This is a genomic window from Pantoea eucrina, from assembly GCF_020079945.1.
Lineage (GTDB): Bacteria > Pseudomonadota > Gammaproteobacteria > Enterobacterales > Enterobacteriaceae > Pantoea > Pantoea eucrina.
Window position 1 is genome coordinate 995917 of record NZ_CP083448.1, and the last position, 15584, is coordinate 1011500.

The 15584-nt window shown below is 58.5% G+C and carries 15 protein-coding genes and 3 tRNA genes; 14 read left to right on the plus strand and 4 right to left on the minus strand.

Annotated elements, in window-relative coordinates:
• Positions 1 to 12 precede the first annotated feature (12 nt).
• The 12 genes from cydB (at position 13) to LAC65_RS04700 (ending at position 7725) form a co-directional block, all read left to right on the plus strand.
• Positions 13 to 1152, plus strand: coding sequence for a cytochrome d ubiquinol oxidase subunit II (gene cydB / locus LAC65_RS04645; RefSeq protein ID WP_039383238.1), 1140 nt, complete (start codon positions 13 to 15; stop codon positions 1150 to 1152).
• Positions 1153 to 1167: 15 nt separating this feature from the next.
• Positions 1168 to 1281: a cytochrome bd-I oxidase subunit CydX gene (gene cydX, locus LAC65_RS04650; protein WP_071668990.1), complete on the plus strand. Its 114-nt coding sequence runs from the start codon at positions 1168 to 1170 to the stop codon at positions 1279 to 1281.
• Positions 1282 to 1532: 251 nt separating this feature from the next.
• Positions 1533 to 1937, plus strand: coding sequence for a tol-pal system-associated acyl-CoA thioesterase (gene ybgC, locus LAC65_RS04655; RefSeq protein ID WP_039383240.1), 405 nt, complete (start codon positions 1533 to 1535; stop codon positions 1935 to 1937).
• A complete protein-coding gene (tolQ, locus tag LAC65_RS04660) occupies positions 1934 to 2620 on the plus strand; it encodes a Tol-Pal system protein TolQ (RefSeq protein ID WP_039383242.1) in 687 nt (228 codons plus the stop codon). Before ybgC ends, tolQ begins: the two co-directional genes overlap by 4 nt.
• A 13-nt stretch (positions 2621 to 2633) precedes the next feature.
• Complete coding sequence (gene tolR, locus LAC65_RS04665; RefSeq protein WP_039383244.1) at positions 2634 to 3062, plus strand: colicin uptake protein TolR; 429 nt, start codon at positions 2634 to 2636, stop codon at positions 3060 to 3062.
• A gap of 25 nt (positions 3063 to 3087) precedes the next feature.
• A complete protein-coding gene (tolA, locus tag LAC65_RS04670) occupies positions 3088 to 4443 on the plus strand; it encodes a cell envelope integrity protein TolA (protein ID WP_039383246.1) in 1356 nt (451 codons plus the stop codon).
• A 117-nt stretch (positions 4444 to 4560) separates the two neighbouring features.
• Entirely contained in the window at positions 4561 to 5856 is a 1296-nt protein-coding gene (tolB, locus tag LAC65_RS04675; RefSeq protein WP_039383247.1) for a Tol-Pal system beta propeller repeat protein TolB, read from the plus strand.
• A gap of 67 nt (positions 5857 to 5923) precedes the next feature.
• A complete protein-coding gene (gene pal, locus LAC65_RS04680) occupies positions 5924 to 6451 on the plus strand; it encodes a peptidoglycan-associated lipoprotein Pal (RefSeq protein ID WP_039383250.1) in 528 nt (175 codons plus the stop codon).
• Positions 6452 to 6460: 9 nt separating this feature from the next.
• Positions 6461 to 7249, plus strand: coding sequence for a cell division protein CpoB (cpoB, locus tag LAC65_RS04685; RefSeq protein ID WP_039383252.1), 789 nt, complete (start codon positions 6461 to 6463; stop codon positions 7247 to 7249).
• 166 nt (positions 7250 to 7415) lie between these two features.
• Positions 7416 to 7491 (plus strand) — tRNA-Lys (locus LAC65_RS04690).
• A 50-nt stretch (positions 7492 to 7541) separates the two neighbouring features.
• Positions 7542 to 7617 (plus strand) — tRNA-Lys (locus tag LAC65_RS04695).
• A gap of 32 nt (positions 7618 to 7649) precedes the next feature.
• Positions 7650 to 7725 (plus strand) — tRNA-Lys (locus LAC65_RS04700).
• A gap of 191 nt (positions 7726 to 7916) precedes the next feature.
• On the opposite strand, the gene LAC65_RS04705 is transcribed toward LAC65_RS04700, so the two are convergent.
• The gene (locus LAC65_RS04705; RefSeq protein WP_039383254.1) at positions 7917 to 9398 is read right to left on the minus strand and encodes an AlkA N-terminal domain-containing protein; all 1482 of its coding nucleotides are present in this window, start codon (positions 9396 to 9398) and stop codon (positions 7917 to 7919) included.
• 159 nt (positions 9399 to 9557) lie between these two features.
• Between LAC65_RS04705 and LAC65_RS04710 the strand changes: the two genes are divergently transcribed.
• On the plus strand, positions 9558 to 10061 hold the full coding sequence (locus tag LAC65_RS04710; RefSeq protein WP_039383258.1) for a methylated-DNA--[protein]-cysteine S-methyltransferase: 504 nt from the start codon (positions 9558 to 9560) through the stop codon (positions 10059 to 10061).
• Positions 10062 to 10216: 155 nt separating this feature from the next.
• Positions 10217 to 10936: a nicotinamide riboside transporter PnuC gene (gene pnuC, locus LAC65_RS04715; RefSeq protein ID WP_039383260.1), complete on the plus strand. Its 720-nt coding sequence runs from the start codon at positions 10217 to 10219 to the stop codon at positions 10934 to 10936.
• Here the strand turns inward: pnuC and zitB are convergent.
• The 3 genes from zitB to LAC65_RS04730 are packed head-to-tail and all read right to left on the minus strand — an operon-like array spanning position 10933 to position 15507.
• A complete protein-coding gene (gene zitB / locus LAC65_RS04720; protein WP_039383263.1) occupies positions 10933 to 11892 on the minus strand; it encodes a CDF family zinc transporter ZitB in 960 nt (319 codons plus the stop codon). The genes pnuC and zitB overlap by 4 nt on opposite strands.
• Positions 11867 to 14941, minus strand: coding sequence for a hybrid sensor histidine kinase/response regulator (locus LAC65_RS04725; protein WP_039383266.1), 3075 nt, complete (start codon positions 14939 to 14941; stop codon positions 11867 to 11869). Before LAC65_RS04725 ends, zitB begins: the two co-directional genes overlap by 26 nt.
• The gene (locus tag LAC65_RS04730) at positions 14923 to 15507 is read right to left on the minus strand and encodes a response regulator transcription factor (RefSeq protein ID WP_039383269.1); all 585 of its coding nucleotides are present in this window, start codon (positions 15505 to 15507) and stop codon (positions 14923 to 14925) included. The genes LAC65_RS04725 and LAC65_RS04730 overlap by 19 nt, the downstream gene beginning before the upstream one ends.
• Positions 15508 to 15584 lie beyond the last annotated feature (77 nt).

Here is a 15584-nt window from a genome sequence, read left to right on the forward strand (position 1 = left end):
AGGAGAGCAACCATGTTTGACTACGAAGTGTTACGTTTTGTCTGGTGGCTGCTGATTGGCATACTGCTGATCGGCTTTGCCGTGGCGGACGGTTTTGATATGGGGGTCGGTATGCTGACGCCCGTGCTCGGACGCAGCGACACCGAGCGCCGTATTATGATCAACACGATTGCACCGCACTGGGACGGCAATCAGGTCTGGCTGATCACGGCTGGCGGTGCGCTGTTTGCCGCCTGGCCCATGGTCTATGCCGCCGCTTTCTCTGGTTTCTATGTCGCCATGATTCTGGTGCTCGCCTCGCTCTTTTTTCGCCCGGTGGGTTTTGATTATCGATCCAAAATTGAAGACAGGCGCTGGCGTGCCGTGTGGGACTGGGGCATCTTTGCCGGCAGTTTTGTTCCGCCGCTGGTGATAGGCGTTGCCTTTGGCAATCTGCTGCAGGGGGTGCCGTTTCATGCAGATAGCTATCTGCGTCTGTTCTATACCGGCAATTTCTTCCAGCTGCTCAATCCATTTGGCCTGCTGGCGGGAGTCATCAGCGTGGCGATGATCCTGACCCAGGGCGCCACCTATCTGCAGATGCGCACCTGCGGTGAGCTGCATTTACGTGCGCGCAGCGCGGCGCAGGCGGGGGCGCTGGTGATGCTCATCGCCTTTGTGCTGGCGGGCTTGTGGGTAAAATATGGCCTTGACGGCTATGTAGTGAAAAGCGTTATCGATCACCACGCAGCCTCTAATCCACTGGGCAAAGAGGTGGTGCGCGAGGCGGGTGCCTGGCTGCGTAATTTTGAGCAGATGCCGCTGCTGTGGGCGTTTCCGCTGCTGGGCGCTGTTCTGCCGCTGCTTACACTACTTTGTTCGCGCGGCGAGCGGGGCGCCTGGGCATTCATCTTCTCTTCCCTGACGCTGGCCTGCGTCATCATGACCGCCGGTATTGCGCTGTTCCCGTTTATCATGCCCTCCAGCACCGTGCCGGGTAGCAGCCTGACCCTCTGGGATGCCACCTCCAGCCTGCTGACGCTGAAGATTATGACCATCGCCGCACTCATCTTTGTGCCGATCATTCTGGCCTACACCAGCTGGTGCTACTACAAAATGTTCGGTCGCATTACCCAAGATGATATTGAACGCAACACGCACTCTCTCTACTGATTAAGGAGCTTTTGCATGTGGTATTTTGCCTGGATCCTCGGCACGCTGCTGGCCTGCGCATTAGGTGTGATCACCGCCCTGGCGCTGGAGCAGAGAGATGCAAACCGTGCACAGGATGACAACGCCTGATCGGTCAGCATGCTGGCCGGTAGCATGGGGTAATAAAGGGGTCCGGACGGGCCCTTTTTTTGTGCCTGTTAACGGCACACTCGCCTGACTGCAGACCAGGACTTTTGTCAGCATCAGGTCAGGAAATGTTGAGTAATTCCTTCTGGTTGTTACCGTCAGATAATTATTTTCTTCTGGCTCTGGCGGACCATTCCCAAGCGGATCGCTCTTGCGTATAGTAGCAACGTTTAAAAATGAGACCGGGATGTAGAGTGAGTACAACGCTGTTTCGCTGGCCGGTGCGGGTCTACTATGAAGATACCGATGCCGGAGGTGTGGTTTACCACGCCAGCTATCTTGCTTTTTATGAACGAGCACGTACCGAAATGCTGCGTCAGCGCCATTTCAATCAACACGTCCTGTTAGAAGAGCAGGTCGCATTTGTGGTACGGCGCATGACGGTGGAGTTCATCGCCGCGGCTCGCCTTGACGACCTTCTGGAGATACAGACCGAAGTGACCTCAATGACCCGCGCAACCATGACCTTCACCCAGCGTATCGTCAATGCTGAAGGCAGGGTGCTCAACGAGGCGGATGTCCTGATCGCCTGCATTAACCCACACCTGATGAAGCCGATTGCGCTTCCCAAGTCTATTGTCGCGGAGTTCAAGCAGTGACTGACATGAATGTTCTTGATTTGTTCCTGAAGGCGAGCCTTCTGGTCAAACTTATCATGTTGATTTTGATCGGCTTTTCTATTGCCTCCTGGGCAATCATTATCCAGCGTACGCGCATTCTGAATGCGGCAGGGCGCGAAGCGGACGCGTTTGAAGATAAGTTCTGGTCCGGTATCGAACTCTCGCGTCTCTATCAGGAGAGCCAGGGACGCCGTGATGAGCTGGGCGGATCTGAACAAATTTTCTACGCCGGCTTCAAAGAGTTTGCCCGCCTGCACCGCGTAAACAGCCATGCGCCGGAAGCGGTGGTTGAGGGGGCAAGCCGTGCTATGCGTATCTCCATGAACCGCGAGCTGGAAGCGCTGGAAACCCACATTCCTTTCCTCGGCACCGTGGGTTCAATCAGTCCCTATATCGGTCTGTTTGGTACCGTATGGGGGATCATGCACGCTTTCATCGCGCTGGGCGCAGTCAAGCAGGCCACGCTGCAGATGGTGGCACCGGGTATCGCAGAAGCGCTGATCGCCACTGCGATCGGCCTGTTTGCCGCGATCCCGGCGGTCATGGCCTATAACCGTCTGAACCAGCGCGTTAACAAGCTGGAGCAGGGTTACGATAACTTTATGGAAGAGTTCACGGCTATCCTGCATCGTCAGGCTTTCTCTAGCGACAATACGAAGTAAGTCGAGGTTTACGATGGCCAGAACCCGTGGTCGCGGACGCCGCGATCTTAAGTCGGAAATCAACATTGTTCCGCTGCTCGATGTACTGCTGGTGCTGCTGCTTATCTTTATGGCAACCGCGCCAATCATTACGCAGAGCGTGGAAGTTGATCTGCCGGACGCCACTGACTCTAAAACGGTTGCCAGCGATGATAATCCACCGGTGATTGTTGAAGTGGCCGGTGTAGGACAATATAGCCTGGTGGTGGATCACGATCGTATGACCCAGCTGCCGCCGGAGCAGGTTGTGAGTGAAGCGCAGCGTCGTATTGAAGCCAATCCTAAAACCGTGTTTCTGATTGGCGGGGCCAAAGATGTGCCTTACGACGAAATCATTAAAGCGCTGAACCTGCTTCATCAGGCTGGCGTCAAATCAGTCGGTCTGATGACGCAGCCGATTTAACGCGACTTGTTTTTGGGAACCGAGAGTGTCGAAGGCAACCGAACAGAACCAGAAGTTGAAACGCGCAATCATCGTTTCGGTGGCGCTGCACATCGTGCTCATTGCGCTGCTGATCTGGAGCTCGTTCAACGAACATATTGAAGCGAGCGGCGGTGGCGGCGGTAGCGATATTGATGCCGTCATGGTCGATCCCGGTGCTGTGGTTGAACAATATAATCGTCAGCAAAATCAGCAGAGCGACAGCCAGCGTGCAGAACAGCAGCGGAAAAAGCAGGCGCAGCAGCAGGCAGAAGAGCTACAGCAAAAACAGGCCGCTGAGCAGCAGCGTCTGAAAGCGCTGGAAAAAGAGCGGCTGCAGGCGCAGCAGGAAGCGAAAGAGCAGGCTAAACAGCAGGCTGAGCAGCAGAAAGCGGCCGAAACGGCTGCAAAGCAGGCTCAGGAGCAGCAAAAAGCGGCTGAAGCCGCTGCCGCACAGGCGAAAGCGGATGCGAAAGCAGAAGCAGACGCGCGCGCTAAAGCAGCAGCAGAAGCGAAAGCAACCGCAGCGGCTGAAGCGAAGCAGGCTGCTGCCGAGGCGAAGAAACAGGCAGAAGAGCAGGCGAAAGCAGCGGCAGCGGATGCTGCAAAAGAGAAAGCGGCAGAGCAGGCGAAAGCGGCAGCTGAGGCGAAAGCCAAAGCGCAGGCGGAAGCGAAAGCGCAGGCAGCGGCCGATGCCAAAGCTAAAGCAGCGGCAGAGGCGAAAGCCAAAGCTGCGCAGGAAGCCAAAGAGAAAGCAGCAGAGGCGGCGAAGGAGAAAGCTGCGGAAGCTGCTAAAGAGAAAGCAGCTGAAGCGGCTAAAGAGAAGGCGGCCGCTGAGGCAAAAGCGAAAGCAGACGCCGCTGCCAAAGCGAAAGCGGATGCAGCCGCTAAAGCAAAAGCAGATGCAGCGGCGAAAGCCAAAGCAGCCGCGGACGCGAAGAAAAAGGCTGCTGCTGAAGCCGCGCAGGGCGAAAGCGATGTTGACGATCTGCTGGGCGGCCTCTCCTCCGGTAAAAACGCGCCGAAGAGTGGCGCTGCAGCCGGCGGCGGTGGTGCAGCAGGGCAGGGCAATCAGAAGAAAGCGGGTGCATCGGGTGCTGAGGTCAACGCCTATCTGGGCCAGATCACCAGCGCCATCCAAAGCCGCTTCTATGATGCCGATCTCTATCGCGGTAAGAGCTGCGATTTACGTATTAAGCTGGCACCCGATGGGCTGCTGATTGATGTGAAATCGGAAGGGGGCGATCCGGCACTTTGCCAGGCTGCCATTGCCGCTGCGAAGCAGGCGCGTATTCCTAAGCCACCTTCGCAGGCGGTGTATGAAGTGTTTAAAAACGCACCAATGCGTTTCAGGCCGCAATAATGCAGTAACGTACGGCAGGTTGAACTAAGGTTAGCTTGCCGTATTCTATAAAATACTCGTGTTTTTTCAGGAACTGTGCGAATTATCGTGAACTCAGGTTCAGGTAAGGGAGATAAGATGAAGCAGGCACTTCGTGTAACCTTAGGTTTTTTTGTACTGCTGTGGGCCGCTGTGCTGCACGCAGAAGTACGCATTGAAATTACGCAGGGCGTTAACACTGCCCGTCCGATTGGTGTAGTACCGTTTAAATGGGCCGGACCTGGCGCGGCGCCAGAAGATGTCGGCGGTATTGTGGCAGCTGACGTGCGCAACAGTGGTAAATTCAATCCGCTGGATCGCTCACGTCTGCCGCAGCAGCCCGGCAGTGCGCAGGAAGTTCAGCCTGCCGCATGGAGCGCGCTGGGTATTGATGCCGTGGTGGTCGGTCAGGTCTCACCTAACGCCGATGGCAGCTATCAGGTCGCCTATCAGCTGGTCGACACCGGTGGTGCACCGGGCAGCGTACTGGCACAAAACTCCTTCAAAGTAACAAAACAGTGGCTGCGCTATGCGGCGCATACCGCCAGTGACGAAGTCTTTGAGAAGCTGACCGGCATTAAAGGCGCATTCCGCACCCGTATCGCTTATGTTGTGCAGACCAACGGCGGCCAGTTCCCGTATGAGCTGCGCGTGTCTGACTACGATGGTTACAACCAGTTTGTGGTACACCGTTCACCGCAGCCGCTGATGTCACCGGCCTGGTCACCTGACGGCAGCAAACTGGCCTACGTTACGTTTGAGAGTGGCAAATCAGCGCTGGTGATCCAGACGCTGGCAAATGGCGCTATTCGTCAGGTTGCCTCCTTCCCGCGTCACAACGGTGCACCATCGTTCTCACCGGATGGTTCTAAGCTGGCTTTCGCCCTCTCTAAAACGGGCAGCCTGAATCTCTATGTAATGGACCTGGGCTCAGGTCAGATCCGTCAGGTAACAGACGGCCGCTATAACAGCACTGAGCCAACCTGGTTCCCGGATAGCCAGACCCTGGCGTATACCTCGGATCAGGCGGGTGCACCGCAGATTTATAAAGTCGGTGTTAACGGCGGCGCGCCACAGCGTATTACCTGGGAAGGCAAACAGAACCAGGATGCGGATGTGTCGACCGACGGTAAAACCATGGTGATGATCAGCAGCGCCGGTGGCGCGCAGCACGTCGCCAAACAGGATCTGGAAACGGGAGCCGTTCAGACGTTAACGGACACGTTCCTGGATGAAACGCCAAGTCTGGCACCAAACGGCACCATGGTTATCTACAGCTCTACTCAGGGGATGGGATCCGTGCTGCAGCTGGTTTCAACTGACGGGCGTTTCAAAGCGCGTCTTCCGGCAACTGATGGACAGGTAAAATCACCTGCCTGGTCGCCGTATCTGTGATGCATCGCTCCCTTGCCTCGTCGGCGGGGGAGTCAATGTATGGCAAACAAAATAATAGGATAAAGAAATGCAACTGAACAAAATGCTGAAGGGTTTAATGCTGGCTCTGCCAGTGATTGCAGTCGCTGCTTGTAGCTCACACAAAAACAACAACAACGATCAGTCCGGTATGGGTGCTGATGGTGCGTACGGTGCGGGCTCTGGCGCTGGCATGAACGGCGGCAACATGTCTTCTGACGAGCAGGCGCGTCTGCAGATGCAGCAGCTGCAGCAGAACAACATCGTTTACTTCGGTCTGGACAAGTATGACGTGCAGTCTGACTATGCTCAGATGCTGGATCAGCACGCAGCTTTCCTGCGCGGCAACCCGTCTTACAAAGTGACTATCGAAGGTCATGCGGATGAGCGTGGCACGCCAGAGTACAACATCGCGCTGGGCGAGCGTCGTGCTAACGCAGTGAAAATGTATCTGCAGGGCAAAGGCGTCTCTGCCGATCAGATGTCTATCGTATCTTACGGTAAAGAGAAACCAGCCGTACTGGGCCATGACGAATCAGCGTATGCTAAAAACCGTCGTGCCGTACTGGTTTACTAAGAGAATCATATGATTAGTAACTTCAGACTATCCCTTGCGGGTCTGTCGTTACTGGTTGGCGTAGCGGCCCCCTGGGCCGCTAATGCCCAGGCGTCAATCAGTAGCGTTGGCTCAGGCTCGGTCGAAGACCGTGTCACCACTCTTGAACGTATCTCCAATGCTCAGGCGCAGCTGCTGCAGCAGTTACAGCAGCAGATGAGCGATAATCAGAGCGACATCGATTCCCTGCGCGGGCAGATCCAGCAGAACAGCTATCAGCTTAACCAGGCGGTTGAGCGTCAGAAGCAGCTTTACCAGCAGCTCGACACGTTAAGCAGCAGCCAGTCCGCTGCACAGAGCGGCGGTAACGCTGATGCTGCCGGTGCCGCAGCGGGAAACGCTGATGCGGGTAGCAGTAATACGGCTGCCGCACCTGCACAAACCGGCGATGCAAATACCGATTACAACGCTGCCGTCGCGCTGATTCTGGAGAAGAAGCAGTACGATCAGGCTATCTCTGCACTGCAGGCATGGGTGAAGAAGTATCCTGACTCTACCTATCAGCCAAATGCCAACTACTGGCTGGGGCAGCTGCATTACAACAAAGGCAAGAAGGACGATGCGGCTTACTATTTTGCCTCGGTGGTGAAGAACTATCCCAAATCACCGAAAGCGGCGGAAGCGCTGTTTAAGGTTGGCGTGATCATGCAGGATAAAAAAGACACGGCAAAAGCCAAAGCGGTTTATCAGCAGGTGATCAAGCAGTTCCCGGATAGTGAGTCAGCAAAGCAGGCGCAAAAGCGGCTGGCCGGATTGTAATTTGTACGAAAAAGACCAGATTTCGCCTGATTTCTGGTCTTGCCGCCTGAAAGGTAAGCAGTTGAGCTATCTGCGGGAAAATAAGGGTTGCGCCCTCCCGCTAAATCAGTAATATATGCCGCCGTTGCCGGGACATATGTAAATGCGTATCGGCGACGCTGAAGATGGGTCGTTAGCTCAGTTGGTAGAGCAGTTGACTTTTAATCAATTGGTCGCAGGTTCGAATCCTGCACGACCCACCATCTCAACCACAGGTTCAGGCGGGTTCTTCAGTTAGCTTCACAACCTTGATGGGTCGTTAGCTCAGTTGGTAGAGCAGTTGACTTTTAATCAATTGGTCGCAGGTTCGAATCCTGCACGACCCACCATCAAGTTTAAAGTTGTAAGCCGCTTCCACAGCGGGTCGTTAGCTCAGTTGGTAGAGCAGTTGACTTTTAATCAATTGGTCGCAGGTTCGAATCCTGCACGACCCACCAGATTCAGAAAAAAGCGCCCAACGGGCGCTTTTTTCGTTTTCCGCAGTACGGTAATGCCCCCCCACAGACGCGCATTAATACACCAGGGTCGCATTAATGCGACCCCTACGGGTATGAGGAGCGGTAATGCGTTTGCGTTGACGGAATATGCCCATCTATCCGCAGGGGCGCCATTTATGGCGCCCTGGCCGCTACCGTGCCGGCTTTTTCCGGGAGGCTTTTTCGGGCATCAGGCTTTTCCAGATATGCTGCACGGCATAGCTGCGCCATGGCCGCCAGACCTGCGATAGCTGCTCTGCCTCTCTGGCCGTTACGCCACCGAGATTATTACGGATAGCGATATCCTCTTTCGGGAAAGCATCAGGCCAGCGTAGTGCCCGCATGGCGATATAGCTGGCGGTCCACGGGCCGACCCCCTTCAGCGCCAGCAGCTGCTGCTGTACAGTATCCGGCGGCAGAGATCCGTTAAAGCGCAGCGCGCCGCTGGCGCAGGCGTGGGCCAGTGCGATAATCGCATTTGAACGGGCGCTGACTATGCCGAGCACCGCAATATCATCGACCGTTGCTGCTGCCAGCGTGGCCGCGTCCGGAGAGAGGCGGGAGAGCGCTGGCCAGGGCGTCTCCAGCGGCTCGCCAAAGCGCTCCGTCAGACGGCTGCTGAGCGTTACAGCCGCTTTTACCGTAACCTGCTGGCCGAGAATCGCGCGCACGCTTAACTCAAACGCATCGAACGCGCCGGGCACGCGCAGGCCCGGGTGGCGCGCCAGGCTCTCTGCCAGCAGCGGATCGCGGCCCAGTAGCTCGCTCACCGCCTGCGGCTGAGCATCCAGATCGAACAGATCGCGCAGCCGGCGCAGCAGGGCAGGCAGCACCGGCGTCAGTGTGGTAGTGAACTCAACCTGCAGCGCATGCTTATCGGGCAGGGCGCTGACGCGCACCCAGCCGCGACAGCCGCCCAGCGCGACGGTGCGGTGATAAGCGCCATCGGCCACCCACTCAGCCTGCTTCATGACGTGCGCTTCAAGAAACTCCAGCATCGCCGCCCAGTCATAGGGTGGACGGTAGCTCAGCTGCAGGGTGGCGCTCTGCTGTGGCAGCGCAGCGCCTTCCGGCTGGCTCCGCTTACGCAGCGCGGAAGGCGTCATGTGATAGCGCGCCTGAAACACATCATTAAAGCGGCGCAGGCTGCGAAAGCCGCTGGCGTAAGCGATCTCCGTTACGGGCAGCGCGGTTTCGGTCAGCAGCTGTTTGGCCAGCAGCATACGCCGCGTCTGACGCAGCTCCAGCGGCGAAACGCCCAGCTCCTGCTGAATAACGCGCCGCAGCTGACGTTCACTCAGAAAGAACTCACCGGCAATATCTGCCAGCGAGGTCTGCTCCTCCAGCATGCCCTCTTCAACGCGACGGATCAGACGATCGGCAATGCGGTGATGGTTATCTACCGGCGCAAATCCCGGCGCCAGCTCCGGGCGGCAGCGCAGGCACGGGCGAAAGCGCGCCTTTTCCGCTGCTTCTGCGTTATGAAAAAAGCGGCAGTTTTTCAGCAGCGGTTTGCGCACCGGACAGACAGGACGACAGTAAATACCGGTTGAGGTTACGCCCACGTAGAGCAGCCCGTCAAAGCGACTGTCGCGCGACGTCAGCGCCTGGTAAGCAATTTCAGGATCAAGCATCGTCTTCTCCGGTAAATAAAGGGCATCATGGCGCAGTCCGGGTGCGGAAACACGCTGCTTTCGGACAGCTAATCAGTTTATGTGCCTGTCCGAAAACAGCCAGTTTGCGGCGCGATTAATGCAATAATAGTCGGGAGTCATCCACTGTGGAGATCTGTTATGTACCATACTAAAACCATCGTGACGCCGGTCGGCGAGCTGACGCTGATTGCCAGCGATAAAGGCCTGGCAGCCGTGCTGTGGGAAAATGAAGGATCGCAGCGCGTGCCGCTGACGCCGCTGTCACGTAACGAGTCGCACCCGGTGCTGTGCGAGGCGGAGCGTCAGCTGCAGGAGTATTTTGCCGGCACCCGGCAGCGTTTTACCCTGAGCTACGACCCGTCCGGCACGCCGTTCCAGCAAAAGGTATGGGCCGCCCTGCTGACCATCCCATTTGGAGAGACGCGCAGCTACCGGCAGATAGCCGAGCAGATTGGGCATCCCAAAGCCGTACGCGCGGTGGGGGCTGCCAACGGCAAAAACCCGCTCTCTATTATGGCTCCATGCCACCGCGTCATTGGCAGCAACGGCAAACTGACCGGCTTTGCCGGTGGCCTGCCGGTTAAGGCGTTTTTGCTGGAGCTGGAGCGGGCAGGTAAAGAACCGGGTGCGCCGGTTGTTTAGTATAAAAAACTAAATAGCGATTTATTATGCTTTATAGTATTTTCGTGGCTTCTGTTGTTAATTACATAAAACACTGATGCGGTAGTGCGCCACCGGATCGGCGGCAGGCGAACCGCTCTTTTACGCACCCTGCATTTCAGGCACAGGAGCCAGTAATGGACATTTTCAGCACGCAAAATATCCTGGTACATATCCCTCTGGGCGCCGGCGGATACGACCTCTCATGGATTGAAGCGTTCGGCACGCTGGCCGGGCTGCTCTGTATCTGGCTGGCAAGCCAGGAAAAAATCAGTAACTACCTGTTTGGCCTGATCAACGTCACGCTGTTTGCGGTGATTTTCTTTCAGATCCAGCTCTACGCCAGCCTGCTGCTGCAGCTTTTTTTCTTTGTCGCCAATCTCTATGGCTGGTACGCATGGAGCCGGCAAACCAGTGACCATGAGCGCGCGTTAAAAATTCGCTGGCTGTCGCCGCCGAAAGCGCTGGCATGGGGCGCCGCCTGCGTTATTGCGATTGCGCTGATGACGCGCTATATCGACATGGTGTTTGGCTTCCTTACCCGCAGCGCAGTGCAGATCATGCAGGGAATCGGCCTGCAGGTCAGCATGCCGCAGCTGCAGCCTGACGCGTTTCCCTTCTGGGATTCCTGCATGATGGTGCTCTCTGTCGTGGCAATGATTCTGATGACGCGTAAATATGTCGAAAACTGGCTGCTGTGGGTGGTCATCAACGTCATTAGCGTGATGATTTTTGCCCGGCAGGGGGTATATGCGATGTCGCTGGAGTACGCCATTCTCACGCTGATTGCGCTGAACGGCTCGCGTCTGTGGATACAGAGCGCACGCGAGCAGGGCTCACGTGCGCTGGCGGGTTAGTGATGATGATGCGCGTGTCCGTCCAGCACCGCATGATGATCGTCATCAGCGGCGTGTTCTGAACCGAGCGCGCAGTCGGGCAGGCTGCACGCCTGATACTCCATCTGCACCGTGGCATGTTCAATCTGATAGTGCTGATGCAGATAGTGATGAATTTTTCGCAGCAGGCCGTCGTGATCGTACGGCGGCACCACCTGAACATGCAGCGTAAGCACTGGCTTCTCTCCCACCTGCCACAGGTGAATATGGTGAACGTTACGCACCTCATCGATGTTCAGCTTCAGCTCGCGCGCCAGCTTATCAATATTGATATTCACCGGTGCACCCTCCAGCAGCTCATGCAGGCTTTCACGCAGCAGCGCCCAGGCGCTGCGCACCACCAGCACGGAAACCAGCAGTGAAAGAATCGGATCGATGGGCGTCCAGCCGGTAAGCATAACGATAACCGCGGCGGCAATGGCGCCCACCGAACCAAGCAGATCGCCCATGACGTGCAGCGCGGCGGCGCGCACGTTGAGATTTTTCTCGCCGCTGCCGCGATGCAGCAGCCAGAATGAAAGCAGGTTAGCAAACAGCCCGGCGATAGCGATACCGAGCATCAGGCCGCCCTCAATCGGCTGCGGATGAGTAAAACGCCGGATCGCCTCCCAGACAATCAGCACGGTGATCACCAGCAGCGCAATCGCGTTTACAAACGCCGCCAGGGTGGTCAGACGCAGCAGGCCAAAGGTATGCCGCGCATTGGGTTTACGGCGCGCAAACTGCACCGCCAGCAGCGCCATCAGCAGGGCGGCGGCGTCGGTCAGCATATGTCCGGCGTCGGCCAGCAGCGCCAGTGAACCTGAAAGAAGGCCGCCGATCACTTCGGCCAGCATAAACAGTGCCGTGACGCTAAACGCCGCCGCCAGGCGGGTGCGATTAGCATTGTGGTCACCGTGAGAGTGAGAGTGTGCCATAGCGTTCCAGTTGGTTGAGTAGCCTGTTGGTTAATAATATCAGTAAATTGAGCGTGTCAGGATGGAGCTGCTGCTGTTTCGCGGCGTCAATCAGCTGCTGACACGCTCCGGCGGCATCTTCAATGCCCAGCATCAGCCAGCTGCCTTTCAGGCGGTGAGCCGCTTTTTCAATCGCCGCCCAGTCGCGCTGCCCGCTGGCCTGCAGCAGCGCATCGCGATCCTGCGTAACGGCGCGCTGCAGCGTTTCACTGATGCGCGGCAGCCAGCTGGCGTCGTGCTGAGCCAGCTGCTGCAGCGTTGCCGGCAGCTGCGCCAGCGGATCGGACTGCGCCTGCGCCAGCAGCGCGGCCAGCGCCTGCAGCGTAACGGGCTTCACCAGCTGCGCCTCATGCGCCTGCAGAGGCAGGCGCAAGCGCTGCACGTCGGCGGAACAGATCACGCGCAGGGCAGGGTGTGGTCGTTGCCGCTGGCGGCGGCGCAGAATGCGCAGCAGCGTCAGGCCATCGGGATGCGGCATCATCTGATCGATAAACAGCACATCAAACGGCTGCCTGGCATCGGCGAGCAGCAGGGCGCGTCCCGCATCAAAGGTCTCAGCCTGAATGCCAAAAGCAGCCAGCTGCTGCTGCAGCACCAGCAGATTAGCGGGATGATCGTCAACAATCGCCACCCGCAGCTGCGGATAGCGCGGCCAGACCGGATCGTCGCCGGCATCCGCAATGTCACAGGGCGTCAGCGGCAGCGTTACGCTGACGCGTGTGCCCTGGCCCGGCGCAGAGCTCAGCTGCAGCGTACCGCCCATTCGCTGTACGATTTCCCGGCAGATAAAGAGCCCCAGACCGCTGCCCTGTACCGCATGACGCCGGCCAGACGGCGCCTGATACCATGGCTCAAACAGGTGTGCCTGTTCGCTGAGCGGAATGCCGCTGCCGCTGTCCGTCACAACAAGCGTAATCTGCTCCTCTGCCGCCAGCGTAAGGCTTATTTCGCCTTCACGGGTGAACTTCAGTGCATTAGCCACCAGGTTATTAATGACCTGCTGCAGGCGATCGCTATCCAGCAGCACGCTGGCGGGCAGCGGCGTCAGGGCCGTTACGCGCAGCTGCGGACCGCCGGGGCGCATCAGCGGATGGTAAAGCTGCCGCTGCTGCTGCAGCCAGCGGGAGAGATTCAGCGGGTGCGGATTCAGGCGGAAACTCTGATTCTCAATCCGCGCATGATCCTGCAAATCGTTCAGCAGCGCCATTAGCGAGCGGGCGCTGCTGTGCATCAGCGCGACCCGTGAGGGCACATGCTGCTGCTGTTCCAGCTCCAGCAGGCCAAGAATCGCCTGCATCGGCGTGCGCAGTTCATGACTGACGGTCGCGAGAAACTGGCTTTTAGCCGCACTGGCGCGCTCCGCTTCTGCGCGCTGCCGCCGTTCACGCCGCTGCTGCAGCACGTGACGCAGCTGCAGCAGCAGCAGCCCTGCAATAATCAGCGCCGCTGCAAACAGCAGCAGTTTTGGTATGCTGCGCATCATCATCGTGCTGCCGGGCTGCGGCGGCTGCGCCCAGCTTGCCCGCATCTGGTTCAGCGTTTCTGGCGGTATCTGCTGCAGCGCGCGATCGAGCAGGGCGCGCAGCTGCGGCTGCTGCGGGGTTACCCGGGGCGCCATCGGCCAGGCGATATCGCTGGCGGCAAACGCCAGACGCAGCGCGGTGTCATCGCGGCTGGCCAGCCGCCAGCGTGCTGAGATCACATTATCCACCAGCGCATCAATCTGTCCGCTGCCGAGCGCCTGCCAGAGCCGGGTGCGGTCGTCAAACCACTGTGGCGTAATACCCGGCGGCAGCAGCTGACGGGCCAGATCGCCGCGCAGTACGCCAAGACGTTTGCCCTGCAGCGAGGACCAGTCGGCAGGCGCAAGCGGCATCCGGCTGTAAACGCCCCAGATAGCACGCCATACCGGAAGCGTGGTGGAGGCCGCATCGGGCGTATCCAGAGGCTCCAGCAGCGTAAGCATCACCGCCTGCTGTGCCAGCAGCGCCTGCGCCTGCTGCGGGTTAGCGACCCAGCGCGGCGTGAAGCGGATGCCGGTGCTCTGGCCCAGCGCATTAAGCAGGTCAATACCAAAGCCGCGCGCGTTACCGCTGGCGTCCCGGTAGCTCCAGGGGGCATTATCTGGCGCGGCGGCGTAGGTGACAACGGGATGCGCCGCCAGCCACTGCTGCTCTGCCGGGCTGAGCATCAGCGTCTGCGTATCCTGATAGCGCGGCAGCGGCGGGCTCCAGCGCTGAGCAACCTGCCGGCTGAACTCCGCCGGCAGCAGGCGAAGCTGCGCATCGATCCATGTTGTCAGCGCCGGATCGCGGGCGATCGTGCGTAGCGTCAGTACCGCATCCGGATCGGCGGTGATCTGGTAGATCTCTCCCTGCTGCAGCTGGCTGAGCAGAAAGCCGGCGCTGGCTTCATCGGCGACCAGATAATCACTCTGCTGATTGAGCAGGGCGTAGAGCGCCTGTAAGTTGCCGGCCAGCGGATGCCAGCGGTGGCGCGCTGCCAGCTCCGGCGGCAGCTGCGTCAGCGTGCTGCCGGCAATCGTCAGCTGAGCGTTATCGCTGTTAAACATTACCGCGCGCTGATTTGCACGGTTGCGGTAAATACGGAGCGGCGTGCTGAACCAGCTGGCGCTGAGCGAGGCGCCGGCAGGCAGCGGTGCGCTTTCAGTCGTCAAAACCAGGTCCACCTCACCGCGCTTCAGCGCCTGCAGCTGCGCGCTCCGGTCAGGGTAGCCCTGCAGCTGAAACCGTACGCCGCTCTGCTGGCTGAGGGCGCTGAGATAGTCAGCATCAATGCCCCACAGGCGATCGCCGATGCGCATCGACCAGGGCGCGCTATTTTGCACCGGCACCGCCACGCGCAGCTGCGTGGCGGGCGGTGGCGCAGCGTGAGGCACCGGCATAACCGCAGGCAGCATGACGCTGCTGGCGGGCAGCAGTTCAGCGCGTGCGCCGGCTACCAGCAGCAAGCAGAGCAGCCAGAGCCGCTTCACTGCTGCGCTTTCCACAGTTCAGCCAGCTCAACCACCGAGGTCACGCCGGTCTTGGCCATGATATTTTTTTTATGCGTGCTGACGGTTTTATTGCTGATATGCAGCTGCTCACCAATCTGCAGGTTAGAGAGGCCGCGCACCAGTAGCGCTACAATCTGCTGCTCTTTCTCCGTCAACGGCAGGTCCAGGCGCTCCGGCAGCGGCGGAAAGGCCTGCTGTCCCCCCAGCACTGCAAGGATGGCGCTGAGCAGCTGAGCCATGCTCTGGCTTTTCACCACATAGCCTGCCGCCCCCAGCGAAGCGGCGCTCAGTAAGGTGTGGCGGCTCTGCTGTGCAGAGTAGATCAGCACCGGGCGCTGTGCATCGCGGGCGCGCAGGCGGCGCAGCAGCTCCAGACCATCACAATCCGGCAGGCCGATATCAAGAATAATGACGTCAATATTATGCTGCTGCAGGCAGGCGCGTGCCTGAGATTCATCAGCGGCGGCATAGAGCTGCAGAGGAATAGGGGCGTGCTGGCAGGCAGCCTGAAGTGCGACTTCAACCAGCGGGTGATCGTCAATAAGCAGTAGGGTAGCCATGTCACCGTTCCTGTGAATTTCATGGCGGTTAGCATAGCGGAAAAGCGGGGCCGGCAAAAATAAAGGGCGAGCCTGCG

Bases quoted from the DNA above. Each gene is read 5' to 3' on its own strand.
- LAC65_RS04710 (WP_039383258.1), top strand. From the start codon at position 9,558: ATGTACCATACTAAAACCATCGTGACGCCGGTCGGCGAGCTGACGCTG.
- cydB (WP_039383238.1), top strand. From the start codon at position 13: ATGTTTGACTACGAAGTGTTACGTTTTGTCTGGTGGCTGCTGATTGGC.
- cpoB (WP_039383252.1), top strand. From the start codon at position 6,461: ATGATTAGTAACTTCAGACTATCCCTTGCGGGTCTGTCGTTACTGGTT.
- pnuC (WP_039383260.1), top strand. From the start codon at position 10,217: ATGGACATTTTCAGCACGCAAAATATCCTGGTACATATCCCTCTGGGC.
- LAC65_RS04705 (WP_039383254.1), bottom strand. From the start codon at position 9,398: ATGCTTGATCCTGAAATTGCTTACCAGGCGCTGACGTCGCGCGACAGT.
- zitB (WP_039383263.1), bottom strand. From the start codon at position 11,892: ATGGCACACTCTCACTCTCACGGTGACCACAATGCTAATCGCACCCGC.
- tolB (WP_039383247.1), top strand. From the start codon at position 4,561: ATGAAGCAGGCACTTCGTGTAACCTTAGGTTTTTTTGTACTGCTGTGG.
- tolR (WP_039383244.1), top strand. From the start codon at position 2,634: ATGGCCAGAACCCGTGGTCGCGGACGCCGCGATCTTAAGTCGGAAATC.
- LAC65_RS04730 (WP_039383269.1), bottom strand. From the start codon at position 15,507: ATGGCTACCCTACTGCTTATTGACGATCACCCGCTGGTTGAAGTCGCA.
- cydX (WP_071668990.1), top strand. From the start codon at position 1,168: ATGTGGTATTTTGCCTGGATCCTCGGCACGCTGCTGGCCTGCGCATTA.
- pal (WP_039383250.1), top strand. From the start codon at position 5,924: ATGCAACTGAACAAAATGCTGAAGGGTTTAATGCTGGCTCTGCCAGTG.